Here is a 16,614-nt window from a genome sequence, read left to right on the forward strand (position 1 = left end):
AAACAGAACGGACAGACGCGTTTGGGCCGCTCTTTTTCGGGTGAACAGCACATAGGACTTCCATCATGAAAATCGGATTTATCGGGCTTGGCAACGTCGGCGGCAAATTGTCGGGCAGTTTGCTGCGCAATGGGCATGACGTGGCGGTGCATGACTTGAACGCCGATTTTGTGGCCGCCAAGGTTGCGGCAGGCGCAACCGATGGCCAAAGCCCGGCGCATCTGATGCAAACCTGCGATGCCGTCATCACCTGCCTGCCCAGTCCCGCGGCATCTGCCGCCGTCATGGACGAAATGCTGCCCCATATCGGGCCCGGCAAAATCTGGATGGAGATGTCGACGACGGACGAGGCCGAGGTCAAGCGTATCGCAGCACAGGTCATCGCAGCGGGCGGGGCGGCGGTCGACTGCCCCGTATCCGGGGGATGTCACCGCGCCGACACCGGCAACATCGCGATTTTCGCAGGCTGCGACCGCCCCACGTTTGAGCGCATCTTGCCGCTGCTGACCACCATGGGGCGGCGTGTGCTGCACACGGGCGATCTGGGCAGCGCATCTGTGCTCAAGGTGCTGACCAACTTTCTGGCGACGGCCAATCTGGTCAGCGTCGCCGAAGCGCTGACCGTGGCCAAAGGGGCGGGTATGGATCTGGGCGTCGCTTACGAGGCGATGGCGATTAGTTCGGGCACATCTTTCGTGCACGAGACAGAAGGGCAGGTGATTCTGAACGGCAGTCGTGACATATCGTTCACCATGGACCTTGTGGCCAAGGACATCGGCTTGTTTCAGGACGTGGCCGACCGGGCGGGCGTTCCGCTGGAACTGAACCCGTTGCTGATCAGCATTTTTCAAGACGGCATCGCGCGGTTTGGTCCGCGCGAGCTGTCGCCCAACATCATCAAACGGCTCGAAGAGGCGACGGGTCTTGATGTCACTGCGCCCGGATTCCCTGCCGAAATGGTCGACGATGAACCGGAAGAGGCGGGCGCCGAAGTCATCGTCCGTCGCTGACAGGGCTTGTGAGCGGGCCAAGGCCGGGCTAGGTGCGGGCGATGCTGAACGAACACGACCCTAACAAGGTCCTTGCGACCATCACCGCCTCGCCCGGGCGGCGCATTCTTGGGATCGGGTCACTGTGGATCCTGTCGCTGATGGTGATCTATGTGGGTATCGTGCAGCCCCCTGAACTCGGCTGGCAACTGTTCCTGTTCGGGCTTGGCGGGGTGTCGATCTGGATCGCCGAACTGATGCGGCGGGCGACGGCGGTGACGCTGGAACTCACCCGCACCGAATTGCGCGACACCGACGGGTTCGTGCTGGCGCGGATGGATGAAGTTACCGGCCTTGATCGGGGCATGTTCGCGTTCAAGCCATCGAACGGTTTTCTTTTGCGGCTCGATAACAAAAAGCCCAGGGCGTGGCGCCCCGGGCTTTGGTGGTCTTTGGGTTCGCGGGTCGGCGTCGGGGGAATGACACCGGCACATCAGGCGAAGTTCATGGCCGAAATTATCGCAACCATACTGGCCGAACGCGATATCGACTGATCAGTAGGTCGTCGGTTCGTTCCAAAGAACCTGCGGCGCATACCGTGGCCGCGTGAACACGAAGTTGTGGATTTCGCGCGTCTGCAGACCCGTGTTGAACGGTGGGTCATATTTCACGAACGTTTCGACCACGATAACCGTTTCATTGTCAGGCATGACAGGCAGATCATCCCGCAGGGCCTGGATCGCCTCGTTGCTCAGCTTGGGCATCCAGCCTTTCTTCTCGGACCAGTACTTCACGTATTCGTCGTTGTCCTCGTCATAGGTCACGCTGGTGACGCGGACGGCGACGTCGTACGTGTCGTTGGCCGTCAGATAGGCAAGCATTTCGCGTGTGCCCGTCAGGTAGGCCATATCAAGCGGGTTCGTCTCTCGCGAGATGATGTCGCCGATGGTGTAGGCGGCCTTCTGGTTGATCGAGTGCTGACGATACGCGTCAAAGATCGCGAACATCGACAGGTATCCCCAGAACAGCACTGGCAGGATGAGAACTGTCTCGACAGCGATGCTGCCCCGTTCTTCGTCGCGAAACCCGCGCAAATAGTTACGAATGCTGATCATTATCCTGGCTCCTGTACAAACCCGGACAGCGAGACCATCTTGGCCCGGCCCGAGCCGTCCTTGGTGAATGCGTATCCAAGCCCTGTGGTCGGGAAGACGGGTTCGAACATGTAGCAGGCGCGCAGCAACATCAGCTGGTGTTCGCCGCCATGAACAAAGGACCGCGAGGGCGTGACCGGCATGGACACGTCGGCGCAGTCGGCCGATCCGCTAAAGCCGCTGAAAGCGCGCGGATTGATCGGGTTCATTTCCAGCTTCAACGCACTGTCGCAATCGTTCAGGAAGCCCGAGAAGTCACAGACCATCTGCTTGATGTCGTTGTGCGTGTAGTTGGCACCGGTGTTCAGACGCACGTTGCGCACGGCCATGTCCAGCCCCCGATCCAGAAAGTTCTGGCGCAGAGCGTAGATGCCCATCTCGACCGAAGTCAGAAAGAGGGTGAAGATCAAGGGCACGGCGAGGGCGAATTCGACCATCATCTGCCCGTCTTCCTTGCGCCCGAAACGGCGCAGGAATTTGGTGGCGTTGCGGATCATTGTGTCAGCCTCAGTTGGTTGATTTGGTTTGCGATGGCTTCGAACGCTTCGCTGATTTCAACACCTTCCACCCGGAAGAAGTGGCTTGGCGACGAGGCGCAGTTTTCCATCACACCGGCAGAGTGGTTGGTCACTTCGAAGCCGACGGACCACACCACGATGCCTTGGTCCTTGGCGGCGTCGCAGATGTTTTCCAGCATGTCGTCAGCTTGACCGGACGTGTATTTGGTATAGCGCCAGTTGTTCCAGCTGCCTCCGACATAGTTGTTGAGGTACCAGTACAGGGGATAGCGCGACCAGTGCACATAATGGCTCGGCTGGGCGTAGTACCAATCCTGGATGCGGACCGTTGGAACGTTCTCACCATCTGTCATCAGGATGAGGGTTTTCAGCGTTTCCGCATCGTCATAGGCGGCAGGACGGGTGGCAAATGCCGAGTCAATGCGATTTTCCAGCGACAGGGCCTGCGTGATCGGCTTGAAGCTTGGGTCAAGCAAGGCCACGCCCCATTTCATGCCCAGATGGATCGACGTGTTGGCGCGTGCACGATACTGGTCGATGCGCGCCTTGAGGTTGTTGGCATCCTGGCTGTAGGCGAGGATCTCTTCGAAATCCTGCTGCGGGCAGCCGGGATTGCCGATCGGACGGGAATAGTCCCAACCGGATTCAAAGTGCTGCATCTGTTCATAGGTCTTGCCGAAATCGAGCGTGGTAGAATCAAAGTCTTCCTGCTCGAAGTCGATGCAGTACGAGAAGTCATGAACGTGATCGACATTCAGTTCGTCAAAGATCGGGAAACCGGCGTTCACTTGCGCTGTATAGGGAATCAGCGACAGCGAAATCAGGTCTTCGGTTTCTTCGCGGATCACAGTGTCCACGAATGTCTTGGCCGCGTCCTGCAGGTTCGCCATCTTGCTGTTGCGACCCATGGAACCGGAGATGTCGAGAACCATCGAGATTTCGACATTTGAAATCCGCTCTTCGGCTGTGCCGCGTGCGGGCACTGCCAGTTCGTCAACACCCATCAGGCGCATGAACTGCGTGCGTGTGGTTGTCCGGGCCTTCGCGGTCACGGTGCGATAGTTCAGACCCTCGTCGACGGTGACGGATGTGAGATAGTTTGCCATCCCCGCCTTGGCGAAATAATCGTTCACAACCGCGGTGGGGTCCAGCGTCTGATCCAGGTCAGCCGCGGCCAGCACGGCACGGTCGATCGTGGCCTGCACTCGGGTGCGTTCCATTTCGTTGCGCATCAGGTCGACACCGATGCCGCCCACAAGCAGCATCATCATCAGCATCATGACGGCGAACATGGTCATCGTGCCGCTTTCATCGCGTGCAAACCTCAAGGCACTGCTTTTCAAAGCGGCCCTGGTGGTCAATTTCGAAGTCGTGTTCATACCCATGATACACCTTACTTGTTATTGGTTTTCGGCCCATTTGGCCTTTTCATCCATCGTTGGGTGTGCGCCCGGAATGTGTTCGAATTCGGGCAAAACGACGAAAGCTGTGTGATGTTTTGAGTGCGGTTGTAGCCAATCGCCGGTCGTGCGCGGCATTGTTTACGAATTGTTAACCTCAATGCTCTTTCGCGGCAGAGCCGTGGCCGTTTTCATTTTTTGCACAAAAAGTTGGCAGTTTAAGGCGGAACCGTCATAGGTTGGCGTCACATCGGTGTTGCCGCATCAAAACGCCGGAACAAGGAGCACGTCTATGAATACCCCCAATGAGCCGAGTTTTCGCCAGAGCGTCGACATCATGTTCAACCGCGCCGTGGCGCTGATGAACCTGTCTCCGGGGCTTGAGGAGAAGATACGGGTCTGCAACGCGACCTATACTGTGCGCTTTGGTGTGCGCCTGCGCGGCGAGATCAAGACGTTCACCGGCTACCGGTCCGTCCATTCCGAACACATGGAACCAGTCAAGGGCGGTATTCGCTATGCCACAGGGGTCAATCAGGACGAGGTCGAGGCGCTGGCGGCCCTGATGACCTACAAGTGCGCTCTTGTTGAGGCGCCGTTTGGCGGGTCCAAAGGGGGCTTTGCATCGACCCGCGTGAATATGACGAAAACGAGCTGGAACTGATCACCCGCCGCTTTGCTTACGAGCTGATCAAGCGCGACATGATCAACCCGGCCCAGAACGTGCCCGCCCCCGACATGGGCACGGGCGAGCGCGAGATGAGCTGGATCGCAGATCAATACAAGCGCATGAACACCACCGACATCAACGGCACGGCCTGCGTCACAGGCAAGCCGACAAATGCTGGCGGCATTCAGGGCCGGACCGAAGCGACGGGCCGGGGCGTGCAATACGCATTGCAGGAATTCTTCCGCGACACGGACGGCATGAAAAAGGCCGGTCTGTCCGGCAAGCTGGATGGCAAGACGGTTGTCGTGCAGGGTCTTGGCAACGTGGGCTATCACGCCGCCAAGTTTCTGAGCGAAGAAGACGGGTGCAAGATCGTCGGCATCATCGAGCGCGATGGGGCGCTGACGGATCCGAATGGTCTGGACGTCGAGGCCATCCGCAACTGGATTGCGAGCCACGGCGGGGTTGCGAACTATCCCGGTGCGACCCATGTCGAAAACGGTGCCTCGGTTCTGGAACATGACTGCGACATCCTGATCCCCGCGGCCCTTGAAGGCGTCATCAACCTCTCGAATGCCGAACGGGTAACGGCACCCCTGATCATCGAGGCGGCGAACGGTCCTGTGACCGCTGGTGCCGACGAAGTGCTGCGCAAGCGGGGGGCCGTCATCATTCCCGATATGTATGCCAACGCGGGCGGCGTGACGGTGTCCTACTTCGAATGGGTCAAGAACCTGTCTCACATCCGCTTTGGCCGGATGCAGCGCCGTCAGGAAGAGGCGCGCCACCAATTGATCATCGACGAGTTGGAGCGTCTCAGCTCGGACAGCGGCATCGGCTGGGAGTTGAGCCCGAACTTCAAACAGAAATACCTGCGCGGCGCGGGTGAGCTGGAACTGGTGCGCTCGGGTCTGGATGACACGATGCGTACGGCCTACCAGTCGATGGCCTCGGTCTGGCATGAGCGTGGCGATGTGGATGACTTGCGCACCGCCGCCTATCTGGTCGCCATCGGCAAAGTCGCCGACAGTTACCGCGCCAAGGGGCTCTGATCGGGTCAGGGCCGGGCAAGTGTCCGGCCCTTTTCCTCAGGCAGTCCGGACTGAGGCGTGCTTTCGAAATACCGCTGGCTGCCTTTCACGCTGTATAGCGTTGGATAGCCTTCCGACAGTTTCAGTCCCCGGCCCACCAGCTTAAACGCCGCCGCGTCCCGTTCGAGCTGCGCACCATATCAACGCAGACAATGGCAACACGCCAGTGTGAGGCGAGCGGGACGGGACTTTTCATGGGCGCACGTCCAGCGGGCTGCCTGCACAAGCGCCTCCACAGAGACCTGCGTAGCACATACGCATGAGCGGCGGACACGTTCGCGCCTGACAATCCGTCGCGGACAGACCCAAGCATGTCGAAAAGCGGGCGGGCGTCACTCTGCCCTCTTGCTACACCTGCCCAGATGGTGATGGTGAGAGCCGTGACAAGCAGGGGTACGCGATGCGCTTTTCAGGACTGAAGGTCTTGGCCGAAGGGCTGACCGGGAACAAGGGATGGGGCCCGCACTGGCGCAGCCCGGAGCCCAAGGCCGAATATGACATCATCCTGATCGGGGGCGGTGGCCATGGCCTCGCCACAGCGCATTACCTTGCCAAAGTGCATGGCCTGACCAATGTCGCCGTGCTGGAAAAAGGCTATCTGGGTGGTGGCAATCTGGGGCGCAACACCACAATCGTGCGCGCCAACTACATGCTGCCCGGCAACTCCGAATTCTATTCCCATTCGCTGAAACTGTGGGAGGGTCTGGAAGAGGACCTGAATTACAACGTCATGCACTCGCAACGCGGGATCATCAATCTGGTCCATTCGGACGGGCAACGTGATGCCTTTGTGCGGCGCGGCAACATGATGGTCGGGCAGGGCGATGATGCCGAGATGCTCGATCCTGAGGGCGTGAAAAGGCTGCTGCCGATGATCGATTTCGATCAGACCCGGTTTCCGATCTTTGGCGGGCTTTATCATCGCCGCGGCGGCACTGCGCGCCATGACGCGGTGGCCTGGGGCTTTGCGCGTTCGGCCTCGGATCGGGGTGTGGACCTGATCCAGCAATGCGAAGTGACGGGCATTGATGTCGAAGGGGGCGTGGTCAAGGGCGTGCAGACCACCCGTGGCCCGATCCGGGCCAAGAAGGTGGGGATGGTTGCGGCGGGCCGATCAAGCCAGGTTGCGGCGCTGGCCGGGATGCGCCTGCCGATCGAGTCCCACGTCTTGCAGGCTTTTGTGACCGAAGGGCTCAAACCCTGCCTTGATCATGTGGTGACCTATGGCATGGGCCATTTTTATATCAGCCAATCGGACAAGGGCGGCCTCGTCTTTGGTGGCGATCTGGACATGTATTCCAGCTATGCGTCGCGCGGCAACCTGCCGCTGGTTGAACATGTGACCGAAGCGGCGATGACGCTGATGCCCCAAATCGGCAAGGCCCGTATGCTGCGCAGTTGGGGCGGGATCATGGACATGTCACCCGATGGGTCCTTCATCATGGACCGCACGGATATTGACGGGCTCTTTGTGAATTGCGGTTGGTGTTATGGCGGGTTCAAGGCGACGCCTGCATCGGGCCACACCTTTGCGCACCTGTTGGCCACGGACAATCCACACCCGACCACTGTGCGCCACCGTCTGGATCGCTTCCGCACCGGGGCTGGGATCATGGACGAAGAATCCACCGGTTCGCAACACAATCTGCACTGAAGGAACACTGAGATGACGGGAGCCTTCGGCGAGAGTTTATTTGGCGAGATGAAGCAGGGGATGTGCCCCCAAGGAGACCTTTGATGCGGTTGCCATGCCCGATTTGCGGCGAGCGAGATGTGCGCGAGTTCTACTATCAGGGGGCAGCGGTTATGCTGTCGCGCCCTGACCCGGATGCGGGCGAGGCTGCATGGGATGACTATCTGCATTTGCGCGACAACCAGCCCGGCGACCTGGAAGAGTTGTGGAGCCATGACGCAGGCTGCGGTGCATGGCTGAAGGTTGTGCGCAACACGGTGACCCATGCTGTCGGCAAGGCCGAGTGCGTCACGGGGATCAAGCGATGAGGGTGGATGGCAAAGGTCTGATCGACCGCACGACGTCGCTGTCTTTCCGTTTTGACGGTCACACCTATCGCGGTTTTGCAGGTGACACGTTGGCCTCGGCCTTGTTGGCCAATGACGTGCGCATGGTGGGCCGGTCGTTCAAATACCACCGTCCGCGCGGCATCCTGACTGCCGGATCGGAAGAGCCCAACGCGCTGGTCACAGTCGGCTACGGCCCAGCGACCGATCCCAATGTGCGCGCCACCGTGCAGGAACTTTATGAGGGTCTTGAGGCGCGTCCACAAAACGCCTGGCCGTCGCTGAGTTTCGATCTGCTGAGCGTCAACGATCTTGCCGCCCCGTTTCTGGGGGCGGGTTTTTACTACAAGACTTTCATGTGGCCGCGCGCATTCTGGGAAAAGGTGTACGAGCCTGCGATCCGCCGTGCGGCAGGTTTGGGGGCGCTTGGGGAGGAAAAAGACGCGGATCATTATGAAAAGGCCTATGCGTTCTGCGATCTGCTGGTGATCGGGGCGGGCCCTGCGGGTCTGATGGCCGCGCTTGTTGCCGCACAGTCCGGCGCGCAGGTGATCCTTGCAGATGAGGACAGCATGATGGGCGGGCGCTTGAACGCCGAAACCCTGACTGTGGATGGCATGCCGGGGTCGGATTGGGCTGCGCAGACAATCAAGTCATTGGCCGCGATGGACAATGTCCGTCTGATGCTGCGCACTACAGTGACCGGTGCCTATGACGGCGGTACATATGGTGCGCTGGAACGGGTGGGTCATCACGTGGCCGATATGCCCAAGGGCGGGGTGAAGGAGACGTTCTGGCGCATTGTAACGAAGCGGTCTGTGCTGGCCGCAGGTGCAATTGAGCGCCACATCGCGTTTCAGAATAACGACCGTCCCGGCATCATGGGGGCAGGGGCCGTGCGCGCCTATCTCAACCGATGGGGCGTTGCACCGGGCAAGGCAGTGACCGTATTTGCCAACAATGATGATGCCCACCGCACGGCAGTGGACATGATCGAGGCTGGGATGCATGTGGCCGCCGTGATCGACAGCCGCGCGGATGCCAAAGCGCTGGGTGACTACCGCGTGATGGCGGGGGCCATGGTGTCGGGCAGTTCCGGGCGCAAGCGGCTTGAGGCCATCACAGTGCAGACAGGGTCGAGTACCGAAAGCATCATGACCGACTGTCTGGCCGTGTCGGGCGGCTGGAACCCGACGGTGCACGTGACATGCCACATGAACGGGCGGCCCACATGGAACGCGGACATCGCAAGTTTCGTCCCCACACCGGGGTCCATTCCGGGAATGGAAGTCGCTGGCGCCTGCAACGGCGCATTTTCGACGGCCGCGTGCCTTGCCCAAGGGGCTGCGGCGGCCAGGGCGAGCCTTGAAGCGCTGAAAATGAAAGTTGCGGATGTCGAGATGCCGATGGCGGATGACACGCACTTTGCGATTGAACCGCTCTGGGCCGTGCCGGGCAAGGGGCGCGCGTGGCTCGACTTCCAGAACGATGTCAGCGTCAAGGACGTGAAACAGGCGGCGGTCGAAAACTTCACCTCGGTCGAGCATATGAAACGCTACACCACTCAAGGGATGGCCACCGATCAGGGCAAGAATTCGAACGTCACGGCGCTGGCCCTTTTGGCAGACGCAACCGGGCGGGGCATTCCGGAGACCGGGACAACCACGTTCCGTCCCCCCTATTCTCCTGTTGCCCTCGCCGCCCTTGGGGCCGGGGCGCAAGGTTCAGGCTTTGCGCCTGAGCGCAAAACCACCAGCCATGCCGCAAGCATCGCCGCCGGTGCACCGATGATTGCAGCGGGTCTCTGGTATCGCCCCTCATATTTCCCGATCTCGGGCGAAACCACGTGGCGCCAATCCTGCGACCGCGAGGTCGGATATGTCCGTGAGGCTGTGGGAATTTGCGATGTCTCGACCCTTGGCAAGATCGACATTCAGGGGCCGGATGCAGCCCGTCTGCTCGATTTTGTCTACACCAACATGTTCTCGACCCTGAAAGAGAACCGCGTGCGATACGGCCTGATGCTGCGCGAGGACGGGTTTGTTATGGACGACGGCACCACCGCGCGGCTGGGGCCAAACCATTATGTGATGACAACGACCACGGCGGCCGCCGGGCAGGTCATGCGCCATCTGGAATTCGTGAGCCAGGCCCTGCACCCTGAATGGGATGTGCGCATCATGTCCGTGACCGAGCAATGGGCGCAATTCGCCGTCGCGGGCCCCAAGGCGCGCGAACTGCTGCGCGGTTTGCTGGATCAAACTCTCGACAATGACACATGGCCCTTCATGGCCTGCGGCCCGGTCACTCTTCAGGGTGTGGAAGGTCGGTTGTTCCGCATCTCTTTCTCGGGCGAGCACGCCTATGAACTCGCCGTACCGTCCCGCTATGGCGACGCGCTGTTCCGCCTGCTTGTGGCCCGCGCCGAAACGCTAGGCGGTGGGGCCTACGGGATGGAGGCGCTCAATGTCATGCGCATCGAAAAGGGGTTCATCACCCACGCTGAAATTCATGGGCGTATCAGCGCGCAGGATATTGGGATGGGTCGGATGCTGAGCCAGAAGAAGGATTTCATCGGCAAGACGATGGCCCAGCGGCCCGGGTTCCTTGCCGCAGGGCGTGAACGACTGGTCGGCATGAAACCTGTTGGCCCGGTCAAGCAACTGACGGCTGGCGCGCATATCTATTTGGATGGTGAGGAACCTGTGCGCGCCCACGATCAGGGATACGTGACCTCGGTCGCGTTTTCGCCGACCTTCGGGCATTTTCTTGGGCTTGGGTTCGTGCAGGACGGCCTGACGCGTCACGGTGAGGTGCTGAACATGGTGGACCACCTGCGCGGCATCCAGACGCGGGTGGAACTGTGCGATCCGGTGTTCTTTGATCCAGAAGGAGGACGCATCCGTGGCTGAGTTGATCGCAAAATCTCCGCTGGACGGACTGGAGGACAAGACCATCGGCACCGTCACGCTGGCCGAAGTTGATCTTGGCGTGCTCACCTCGATCGCGCCTTACAAGGGTCAGTCCGAAGCGCTTGGGGATGCCCTCAAATCCGCGCATGCCATAGCCATGCCCGCTCCCTTGCGCGCAACAGGTAAGGACGGCGCGCGCGCGATATGGTTCGGACGCGACATGTTCCTGCTGGCCGGGCCAATGCCCGACGCAGGATTGGCGCAACATGCCGCGCTGACCGATCAATCCGACGCATGGACATGCGTGCACCTGTCCGGAGCGCAGGTCGAGGATGTTCTGGCGTGCGTCTCGCCGGTGGACGTATCACTTGCCACATTCAAACGCGGGCACGCGGCCCGCACGCAAATCCAGCATATGAATGGCTCGCTCACGCGGATTGGGATGGACGCATTCCTGATCCTCGTGTTCCGTTCCATGGCAGGCACCCTTCTTCACGATCTGGAAAGAGCCATGGAAAGCGTCGCAGCACGCAGCTAATACCTTTGGAACGATTCTTGTATTCCGGAGCCTGCCATGACCCGTTTTGCCCTGATCCTCGCCACCGCCGCCTTTGCCACGCCCGCCTTCGCAGAAGAAGACAAGGCGGTGTCCTGCGGATATCAGGCCCAGGTCGTCAGCGCCATCCAAGCCGCGCGCCTTGACCGCGTGGCCGAACGTGAAGTGCCCGAGCACATCCTCGCCCAATCCCCTGACTGGCCTGAACAGTATAACAACGCCATCCCGCTGATCACCCCGTGGGTGTACGAGCAGAAACGCCGTGTGATCCGCAACGAAGACCTAGGCGCTGCGTGGAGCGAGCTTTGCTTGCAGCAATAGGCGGCGTCGGGACTCGACTCTGCCCCGGCGCACCCCAATATTATAAAGCATGAGCCTGCCCCCTGGATTTATCGATGAATTGCGCACGCGCCTGTCATTGGGGCAGGTGGTCGGGCGCAAGGTCATGTGGGATGCGCGCAAGTCAAATCAGGGCAAGGGCGATCTGTGGGCGCCGTGCCCGTTTCATCATGAAAAAACCGCCAGTTTTCACGTCGATGATCGCAAGGGGTACTATTACTGCTTTGGCTGCCACGCCAAAGGTGATGCGATTTCTTTTGTGCGCGAGACCGAAAATGTCGGGTTCATGGAAGCCGTCGAGATTCTGGCAGGCGAGGCGGGCATGCCGATGCCCGAACGCGACCCGCGCGCGCAGGAAAAATCCGACCGCCGCACGCTGCTCGCCGAGGTTATGGAGCAGGCGGCGCAGCACTTTCGCCTGCAACTGAAAACTGGCGCGGCGTCCGAGGCGCGCGACTATCTGGAACGGCGCGGGCTCGATGCAGCCGCACAGGATCGTTGGGAAATCGGCTTTGCCCCTGATGCCTGGCAGGGTTTGTGGGATGCGCTCAAGGGCAAGGGGGTTGAGGATGATCTGATCCTTGGTGCGGGCCTGGCCAAACCCAGCCAGAAGGGCGGCAAGCCCTATGACACGTTTCGCGGTCGCATCATGTTTCCGATCCGCGATGCGCGTGGGCGCTGCACGGCCTTTGGCGGGCGCGCGATGGACCCCAATGACAATGCCAAATACCTGAATTCGCCCGAGACCGAATTGTTCGACAAGGGCCGCAGCCTTTACAACCACGGGCCTGCACGTACAGCGGCAGGCAAGGGCCAGCCGCTGATCGTGGCCGAAGGGTACATGGACGTGATCGCGCTGGCCGAACACGGGTTTGATGCTTCTGTCGCGCCATTGGGTACGGCCATCACCGAAAACCAACTGGCGATGCTGTGGCGGATCGCGGACGAGCCGATCATCGCGCTCGACGGCGACACGGCAGGCCTGCGCGCTGCGATGCGCCTGATCGATCTGGCCCTGCCCGCACTTGAGGCGGGCAAATCCCTGCGCTTTGCGCTGATGCCCGAAGGGCAGGACCCGGATGATCTGCTGAAAGCCCAAGGGGCAGGTGCGCTGCAAAAGCTGCTGGACGATGCGACCCCGATGGTGCGCCTGCTGTGGCAGCGCGAAACCGAAGGGAAGGTGTTCGACAGCCCCGAACGCAAGGCGGCGCTGGACAAGGCGTTGCGCGAAAAGATCAAGCTGATCCAGGATCCATCGATCCGCCAGCACTATGGTCAGGAAATAAAGGACCTGCGGTGGGATTTGTTCCGGGCCAAACGTGGGCCTGCTGCGCCACGAGGCGGCGGTTGGCAGGGTGGCAAAGGCAAACGCGGCTGGCAGGCGCCGCCCACGCCGATGCCCAGCACCAAATCGTCTGTTTTGAATGCTCGTGGTCGAGATATGACTGAGCATTACCGTGAGATGAAAATTCTTGCCGCGCTGATTTTGAATCCGGTAGTGATCGCAGAGTTTGAAAATGGGCTGGAATCACTGACCTGCACCGACCCTGATCATGCCGTGTTGCGCGACCTGATTCTGCGCCACGCGCATGCGGGCAAAGAGGTGTTGCACGAAAAGATTTTCAGCGCACTTGGCCCCCAAACCCTTGATAACCTCATGTCATCGCGCCATGTGGCACTGATACCTTGTATCCGCACACCAGGCGACAGCGATATGGCCCGAATGACAGTGGCCGAAGAGCTCGCAAAACTCAGCGCGGCCAAGGGACTGGACGCCGAGATCGCGGATGCGATGCAGGACCTCGAAGGGGTCGCAGACGAAGGGGTGACCTGGAGGCTGGGACAAGCTGCAGCCGCTGCCGCCGATGCAACCCGTACGGGCAAAGAGGACAACGCCGAATACGACGTAAGCGCCAATGGGGCGCGAATCAGCAAAAGCGAACGGGACGCCTTTGCCTCGCTGATGGACCAGATTAGCTTTTCCAAGCCCAAGCGGTGATGCGTTTTCGCCGCGAATCCTTAGGAAAATGCATGTAAGAGGGTGGCCGAATCACCCAGATCACGAAATGATTCTTTTAGCGATTCGGGGGAACGAATCGCCTTAGGAGCCCCGATAGAGGAGCCCAGCATGGCCGCAAAAGACACGAACGAAGATTCCAAGACCGACGATCAGGACAACGAGCATTCGCTCGACATGAGCCAGGCCGCAGTCAAAAAGATGATCGGTGAAGCCCGCGACAAGGGGTACATCACCTACGATCAGCTCAACACTGTGCTGCCCCCTGATCAGGTCAGTTCCGAACAGATCGAAGACGTGATGTCGATGCTGTCCGAAATGGGCATCAACATCATCGAGGATGAAGAGGCCGAGGAGGAAGAGCAAAAAGGCTCGACCGACGTGACCACTACCGAAGGCACCCGCGATCTGACGCTAGGTGCGACGGGTCAGGAAAAACTCGACCGGACGGACGACCCGGTGCGCATGTACCTGCGCGAAATGGGCAGCGTCGAACTGCTGAGCCGCGAGGGCGAGATTGCCATCGCCAAGCGGATCGAGGCCGGTCGCAACACGATGATTGCAGGGCTTTGCGAAAGCCCGCTGACCTTTCAGGCGATCACCATCTGGCGCGACGAACTTCTGAGCGAAGAGATTTTGCTGCGCGATGTGATCGACCTTGAGGCGACATTCGGCAACCAGATGGGCGAAGAGGGCGAGGAAACGACCGAACCCGTCGTGCAAGCCGCCGGTGCGCCCGAGGCTAAGACCGAAGACAGCCCCGAACTCGACGCCGACGGCAATCCGATTGCCAAGGACGATGACGACGACGAGGACGAGCAGGCCAACATGTCGCTGGCCGCGATGGAGGCCGCGCTGAAGCCACAAGTGCTTGAGGCCCTCGATATCATCGCAAACGACTATGCGATGCTGTCCGAAATGCAGGACAGCCGGATTTCGGCGACCCTGAACGAAGACGGTTCGTTTTCAAATGAGAACGAGGCAACGTACCAAAAGCTGCGCGCTGAAATCGTGTTGCTGGTCAACGAGTTGCACCTGCACAACAACCGTATCGAAGCGCTGATTGACCAGCTGTACGGCATCAACCGCCGCATCATGCAGATCGATTCCGCCATTGTGAAACTGGCTGATCAGGCGCGCATCAACCGCAAGGAATTCGTGGATTCCTACCGGGGTCGCGAGTTGGACCCCAATTGGCTTGAAGAGATGGGCGACAAGTCCGGTCGTGGCTGGCAGATGTTCATCGAACGCTCCGCCACGAAGGTCGAGGAACTGCGCGCTGACATGGCGCAGGTCGGCCAGTATGTCGGCCTCGACATCTCTGAATTCCGCCGCATCGTGCAGCAGGTCCAGAAGGGCGAAAAAGAGGCTCGTCAGGCGAAAAAGGAAATGGTCGAAGCCAACCTGCGCCTCGTGATCTCCATCGCCAAGAAATACACCAACCGTGGCTTGCAATTCCTTGACCTCATTCAGGAAGGCAACATCGGCCTGATGAAGGCCGTGGACAAATTCGAATACCGGCGCGGTTATAAATTCTCGACCTATGCGACATGGTGGATCCGTCAGGCGATCACCCGGTCCATCGCGGATCAGGCCCGCACCATCCGTATCCCCGTGCACATGATCGAAACGATCAACAAGCTGGTCCGGACAGGCCGCCAGATGCTGCACGAGATCGGTCGCGAACCGACGCCAGAGGAACTGGCTGAAAAGCTGCAGATGCCGCTGGAAAAGGTCCGCAAGGTGATGAAGATCGCCAAGGAGCCTATCTCTCTCGAAACCCCAATTGGGGACGAGGAAGACAGCCAGCTTGGCGATTTCATCGAGGACAAGAACGCGGTTCTGCCGCTGGATTCCGCCATTCAAGAGAACCTGAAGGAAACGACAACCCGCGTTCTGGCCTCGCTCACCCCGCGCGAGGAACGCGTGCTGCGCATGCGCTTTGGCATCGGGATGAACACCGACCATACGTTGGAAGAGGTCGGCCAACAATTCAGCGTGACCCGCGAACGCATCCGCCAGATCGAGGCGAAGGCGCTGCGCAAGCTCAAGCACCCAAGCCGGAGCCGTAAGCTGCGTTCGTTCCTGGATCAGTAACAGCGCTGGGTTTGCACGCCAAAAAATCACCGTGGACAGGCACCTTGCTGTGTCCACGGACACGAAGCCGAGTGATTTCAAAGGCAAGAGGCGCAGAACGGAAAACACGTACAAGGAGGCTGGCATGTCATTCCTGAAAAAGCTTTTCGGTGGCGGCGCGTCTTCCGAAGAAACTGTGGAAACCTACAAGGATTTCCGGATCATCCCGACGCTCCAAAAACAATCTGATGGCTATCGGCTTTCCGCCCGGATCGAAAAGGATGTGGACGGCGAGGTTCGCACCCACACCTTGATCCGCGCCGACACCATCGCCTCGCACGAGGACGCGACAGCCGCGACCATCGCCAAGGCCAAACAGGTGATCGACGAACAGGGCGACGGATTGTTCCGCTGATCGCGCATCCGGTGCACACCACGTTCCATATACAGACGGATGGCCAGGGCCTTTACGAGTTTACCCGCGAAGTCGCCGATTGGACCACGGGCACCGGCCTTCTGACCCTGTTTGTCCAGCACACATCCTGCTCGCTGCTCATTCAGGAAAACGCTGATCCGGAGGTTAAAACGGACCTCACCGCGTTTTTCAAAAGGCTTGTGCCGCCCACAACCGACCCGTCGATGGCGTATCTGACCCACACTTATGAAGGCCCCGACGATATGCCCGCCCATATCAAGGCGGCCCTTTTGCCGGTCAGCCTGACGATCCCGGTCACAAATGGACGGCTGGCCTTGGGCACATGGCAGGGCATCTACCTTTTTGAACACCGCGACGCGCCCAGAACCCGGCAGGTTGTAGCGCACCAAAGCTGAGACCGCGCAAAGGTGAATTCACGACGCCAGTCTTTGCTGCTA

At 60.0% G+C, this 16,614-nt stretch carries 14 protein-coding genes and 1 pseudogene; 12 read left to right on the plus strand and 3 right to left on the minus strand.

The window, feature by feature from the left end; all coding sequences use genetic code 11:
- Positions 1–65: 65 nt before the first annotated feature.
- Both ACERZ8_RS10040 and ACERZ8_RS10045 read left to right on the plus strand, forming a co-directional pair.
- Positions 66–1,010: an NAD(P)-dependent oxidoreductase gene (locus ACERZ8_RS10040; RefSeq protein WP_407592067.1), complete on the plus strand. Its 945-nt coding sequence runs from the start codon at positions 66–68 to the stop codon at positions 1,008–1,010.
- A gap of 41 nt (positions 1,011–1,051) precedes the next feature.
- Positions 1,052–1,543: a hypothetical protein gene (locus tag ACERZ8_RS10045; RefSeq protein WP_407592068.1), complete on the plus strand. Its 492-nt coding sequence runs from the start codon at positions 1,052–1,054 to the stop codon at positions 1,541–1,543.
- Here the strand turns inward: ACERZ8_RS10045 and ACERZ8_RS10050 are convergent, their stop codons facing one another.
- From ACERZ8_RS10050 to ACERZ8_RS10060, 3 genes are read right to left on the minus strand one after another with little or no spacing between them, the layout of a single operon-like run.
- Complete coding sequence (locus tag ACERZ8_RS10050; protein WP_407592069.1) at positions 1,544–2,104, minus strand: TadE/TadG family type IV pilus assembly protein; 561 nt, start codon at positions 2,102–2,104, stop codon at positions 1,544–1,546. It abuts the gene before it with no gap.
- Entirely contained in the window at positions 2,104–2,640 is a 537-nt protein-coding gene (locus ACERZ8_RS10055) for a TadE/TadG family type IV pilus assembly protein (protein ID WP_407592070.1), read from the minus strand. The genes ACERZ8_RS10050 and ACERZ8_RS10055 overlap by 1 nt, the downstream gene beginning before the upstream one ends.
- A complete protein-coding gene (locus ACERZ8_RS10060; protein WP_407592071.1) occupies positions 2,637–3,989 on the minus strand; it encodes a TadE/TadG family type IV pilus assembly protein in 1,353 nt (450 codons plus the stop codon). Before ACERZ8_RS10060 ends, ACERZ8_RS10055 begins: the two co-directional genes overlap by 4 nt.
- A gap of 364 nt (positions 3,990–4,353) precedes the next feature.
- Between ACERZ8_RS10060 and ACERZ8_RS10065 the strand changes: the two are divergent.
- The 10 genes and pseudogenes from ACERZ8_RS10065 to ACERZ8_RS10110 all read left to right on the plus strand — a co-directional run bounded on the left by ACERZ8_RS10065 (position 4,354) and on the right by ACERZ8_RS10110 (position 16,572).
- Positions 4,354–5,783: pseudogene (locus tag ACERZ8_RS10065) on the plus strand (Glu/Leu/Phe/Val family dehydrogenase).
- A 439-nt stretch (positions 5,784–6,222) separates the two neighbouring features.
- A complete protein-coding gene (locus ACERZ8_RS10070) occupies positions 6,223–7,476 on the plus strand; it encodes a sarcosine oxidase subunit beta family protein (protein WP_407592072.1) in 1,254 nt (417 codons plus the stop codon).
- An 83-nt stretch (positions 7,477–7,559) separates the two neighbouring features.
- Positions 7,560–7,823, plus strand: a complete 264-nt coding sequence (locus ACERZ8_RS10075; protein WP_407592073.1) for a sarcosine oxidase subunit delta — start codon at positions 7,560–7,562, stop codon at positions 7,821–7,823.
- Positions 7,820–10,753, plus strand: coding sequence for a sarcosine oxidase subunit alpha family protein (locus tag ACERZ8_RS10080; RefSeq protein ID WP_407592074.1), 2,934 nt, complete (start codon positions 7,820–7,822; stop codon positions 10,751–10,753). The genes ACERZ8_RS10075 and ACERZ8_RS10080 overlap by 4 nt, the downstream gene beginning before the upstream one ends.
- Positions 10,746–11,291, plus strand: a complete 546-nt coding sequence (locus tag ACERZ8_RS10085; RefSeq protein WP_407592075.1) for a sarcosine oxidase subunit gamma — start codon at positions 10,746–10,748, stop codon at positions 11,289–11,291. Before ACERZ8_RS10080 ends, ACERZ8_RS10085 begins: the two co-directional genes overlap by 8 nt.
- 36 nt (positions 11,292–11,327) lie before the next feature.
- A complete protein-coding gene (locus ACERZ8_RS10090) occupies positions 11,328–11,630 on the plus strand; it encodes a hypothetical protein (RefSeq protein WP_407592076.1) in 303 nt (100 codons plus the stop codon).
- A 49-nt stretch (positions 11,631–11,679) separates the two neighbouring features.
- On the plus strand, positions 11,680–13,647 hold the full coding sequence (dnaG, locus tag ACERZ8_RS10095) for a DNA primase (RefSeq protein WP_407592077.1): 1,968 nt from the start codon (positions 11,680–11,682) through the stop codon (positions 13,645–13,647).
- 129 nt (positions 13,648–13,776) lie between these two features.
- Positions 13,777–15,762 (plus strand): RNA polymerase sigma factor RpoD, encoded by a 1,986-nt coding sequence (gene rpoD, locus ACERZ8_RS10100; protein ID WP_407592078.1) that lies wholly within the window; start codon positions 13,777–13,779, stop codon positions 15,760–15,762.
- Between the two features lie 124 nt (positions 15,763–15,886).
- Positions 15,887–16,156 carry an HlyU family transcriptional regulator gene (locus ACERZ8_RS10105; RefSeq protein WP_407592079.1) on the plus strand — a complete coding sequence of 90 codons (270 nt, stop codon included), beginning with the start codon at positions 15,887–15,889 and terminating at the stop codon, positions 16,154–16,156.
- Between the two features lie 11 nt (positions 16,157–16,167).
- On the plus strand, positions 16,168–16,572 hold the full coding sequence (locus tag ACERZ8_RS10110; RefSeq protein WP_407592080.1) for a secondary thiamine-phosphate synthase enzyme YjbQ: 405 nt from the start codon (positions 16,168–16,170) through the stop codon (positions 16,570–16,572).
- Positions 16,573–16,614: the final 42 nt, after the last annotated feature.

It is taken from the genome of Tateyamaria armeniaca, from assembly GCF_045797845.1.
Taxonomy (GTDB): Bacteria; Pseudomonadota; Alphaproteobacteria; order Rhodobacterales; family Rhodobacteraceae; genus Tateyamaria; species Tateyamaria armeniaca.

Coding starts and splice junctions, on each gene's coding strand:
- ACERZ8_RS10090 (WP_407592076.1), top strand. CDS start 11,328: ATGACCCGTTTTGCCCTGATCCTCGCCACCGCCGCCTTTGCCACGCCC.
- rpoD (WP_407592078.1), top strand. CDS start 13,777: ATGGCCGCAAAAGACACGAACGAAGATTCCAAGACCGACGATCAGGAC.
- ACERZ8_RS10050 (WP_407592069.1), bottom strand. CDS start 2,104: ATGATCAGCATTCGTAACTATTTGCGCGGGTTTCGCGACGAAGAACGG.
- ACERZ8_RS10075 (WP_407592073.1), top strand. CDS start 7,560: ATGCGGTTGCCATGCCCGATTTGCGGCGAGCGAGATGTGCGCGAGTTC.
- ACERZ8_RS10105 (WP_407592079.1), top strand. CDS start 15,887: ATGTCATTCCTGAAAAAGCTTTTCGGTGGCGGCGCGTCTTCCGAAGAA.
- dnaG (WP_407592077.1), top strand. CDS start 11,680: ATGAGCCTGCCCCCTGGATTTATCGATGAATTGCGCACGCGCCTGTCA.
- ACERZ8_RS10045 (WP_407592068.1), top strand. CDS start 1,052: ATGCTGAACGAACACGACCCTAACAAGGTCCTTGCGACCATCACCGCC.
- ACERZ8_RS10040 (WP_407592067.1), top strand. CDS start 66: ATGAAAATCGGATTTATCGGGCTTGGCAACGTCGGCGGCAAATTGTCG.
- ACERZ8_RS10080 (WP_407592074.1), top strand. CDS start 7,820: ATGAGGGTGGATGGCAAAGGTCTGATCGACCGCACGACGTCGCTGTCT.
- ACERZ8_RS10055 (WP_407592070.1), bottom strand. CDS start 2,640: ATGATCCGCAACGCCACCAAATTCCTGCGCCGTTTCGGGCGCAAGGAA.
- ACERZ8_RS10070 (WP_407592072.1), top strand. CDS start 6,223: ATGCGCTTTTCAGGACTGAAGGTCTTGGCCGAAGGGCTGACCGGGAAC.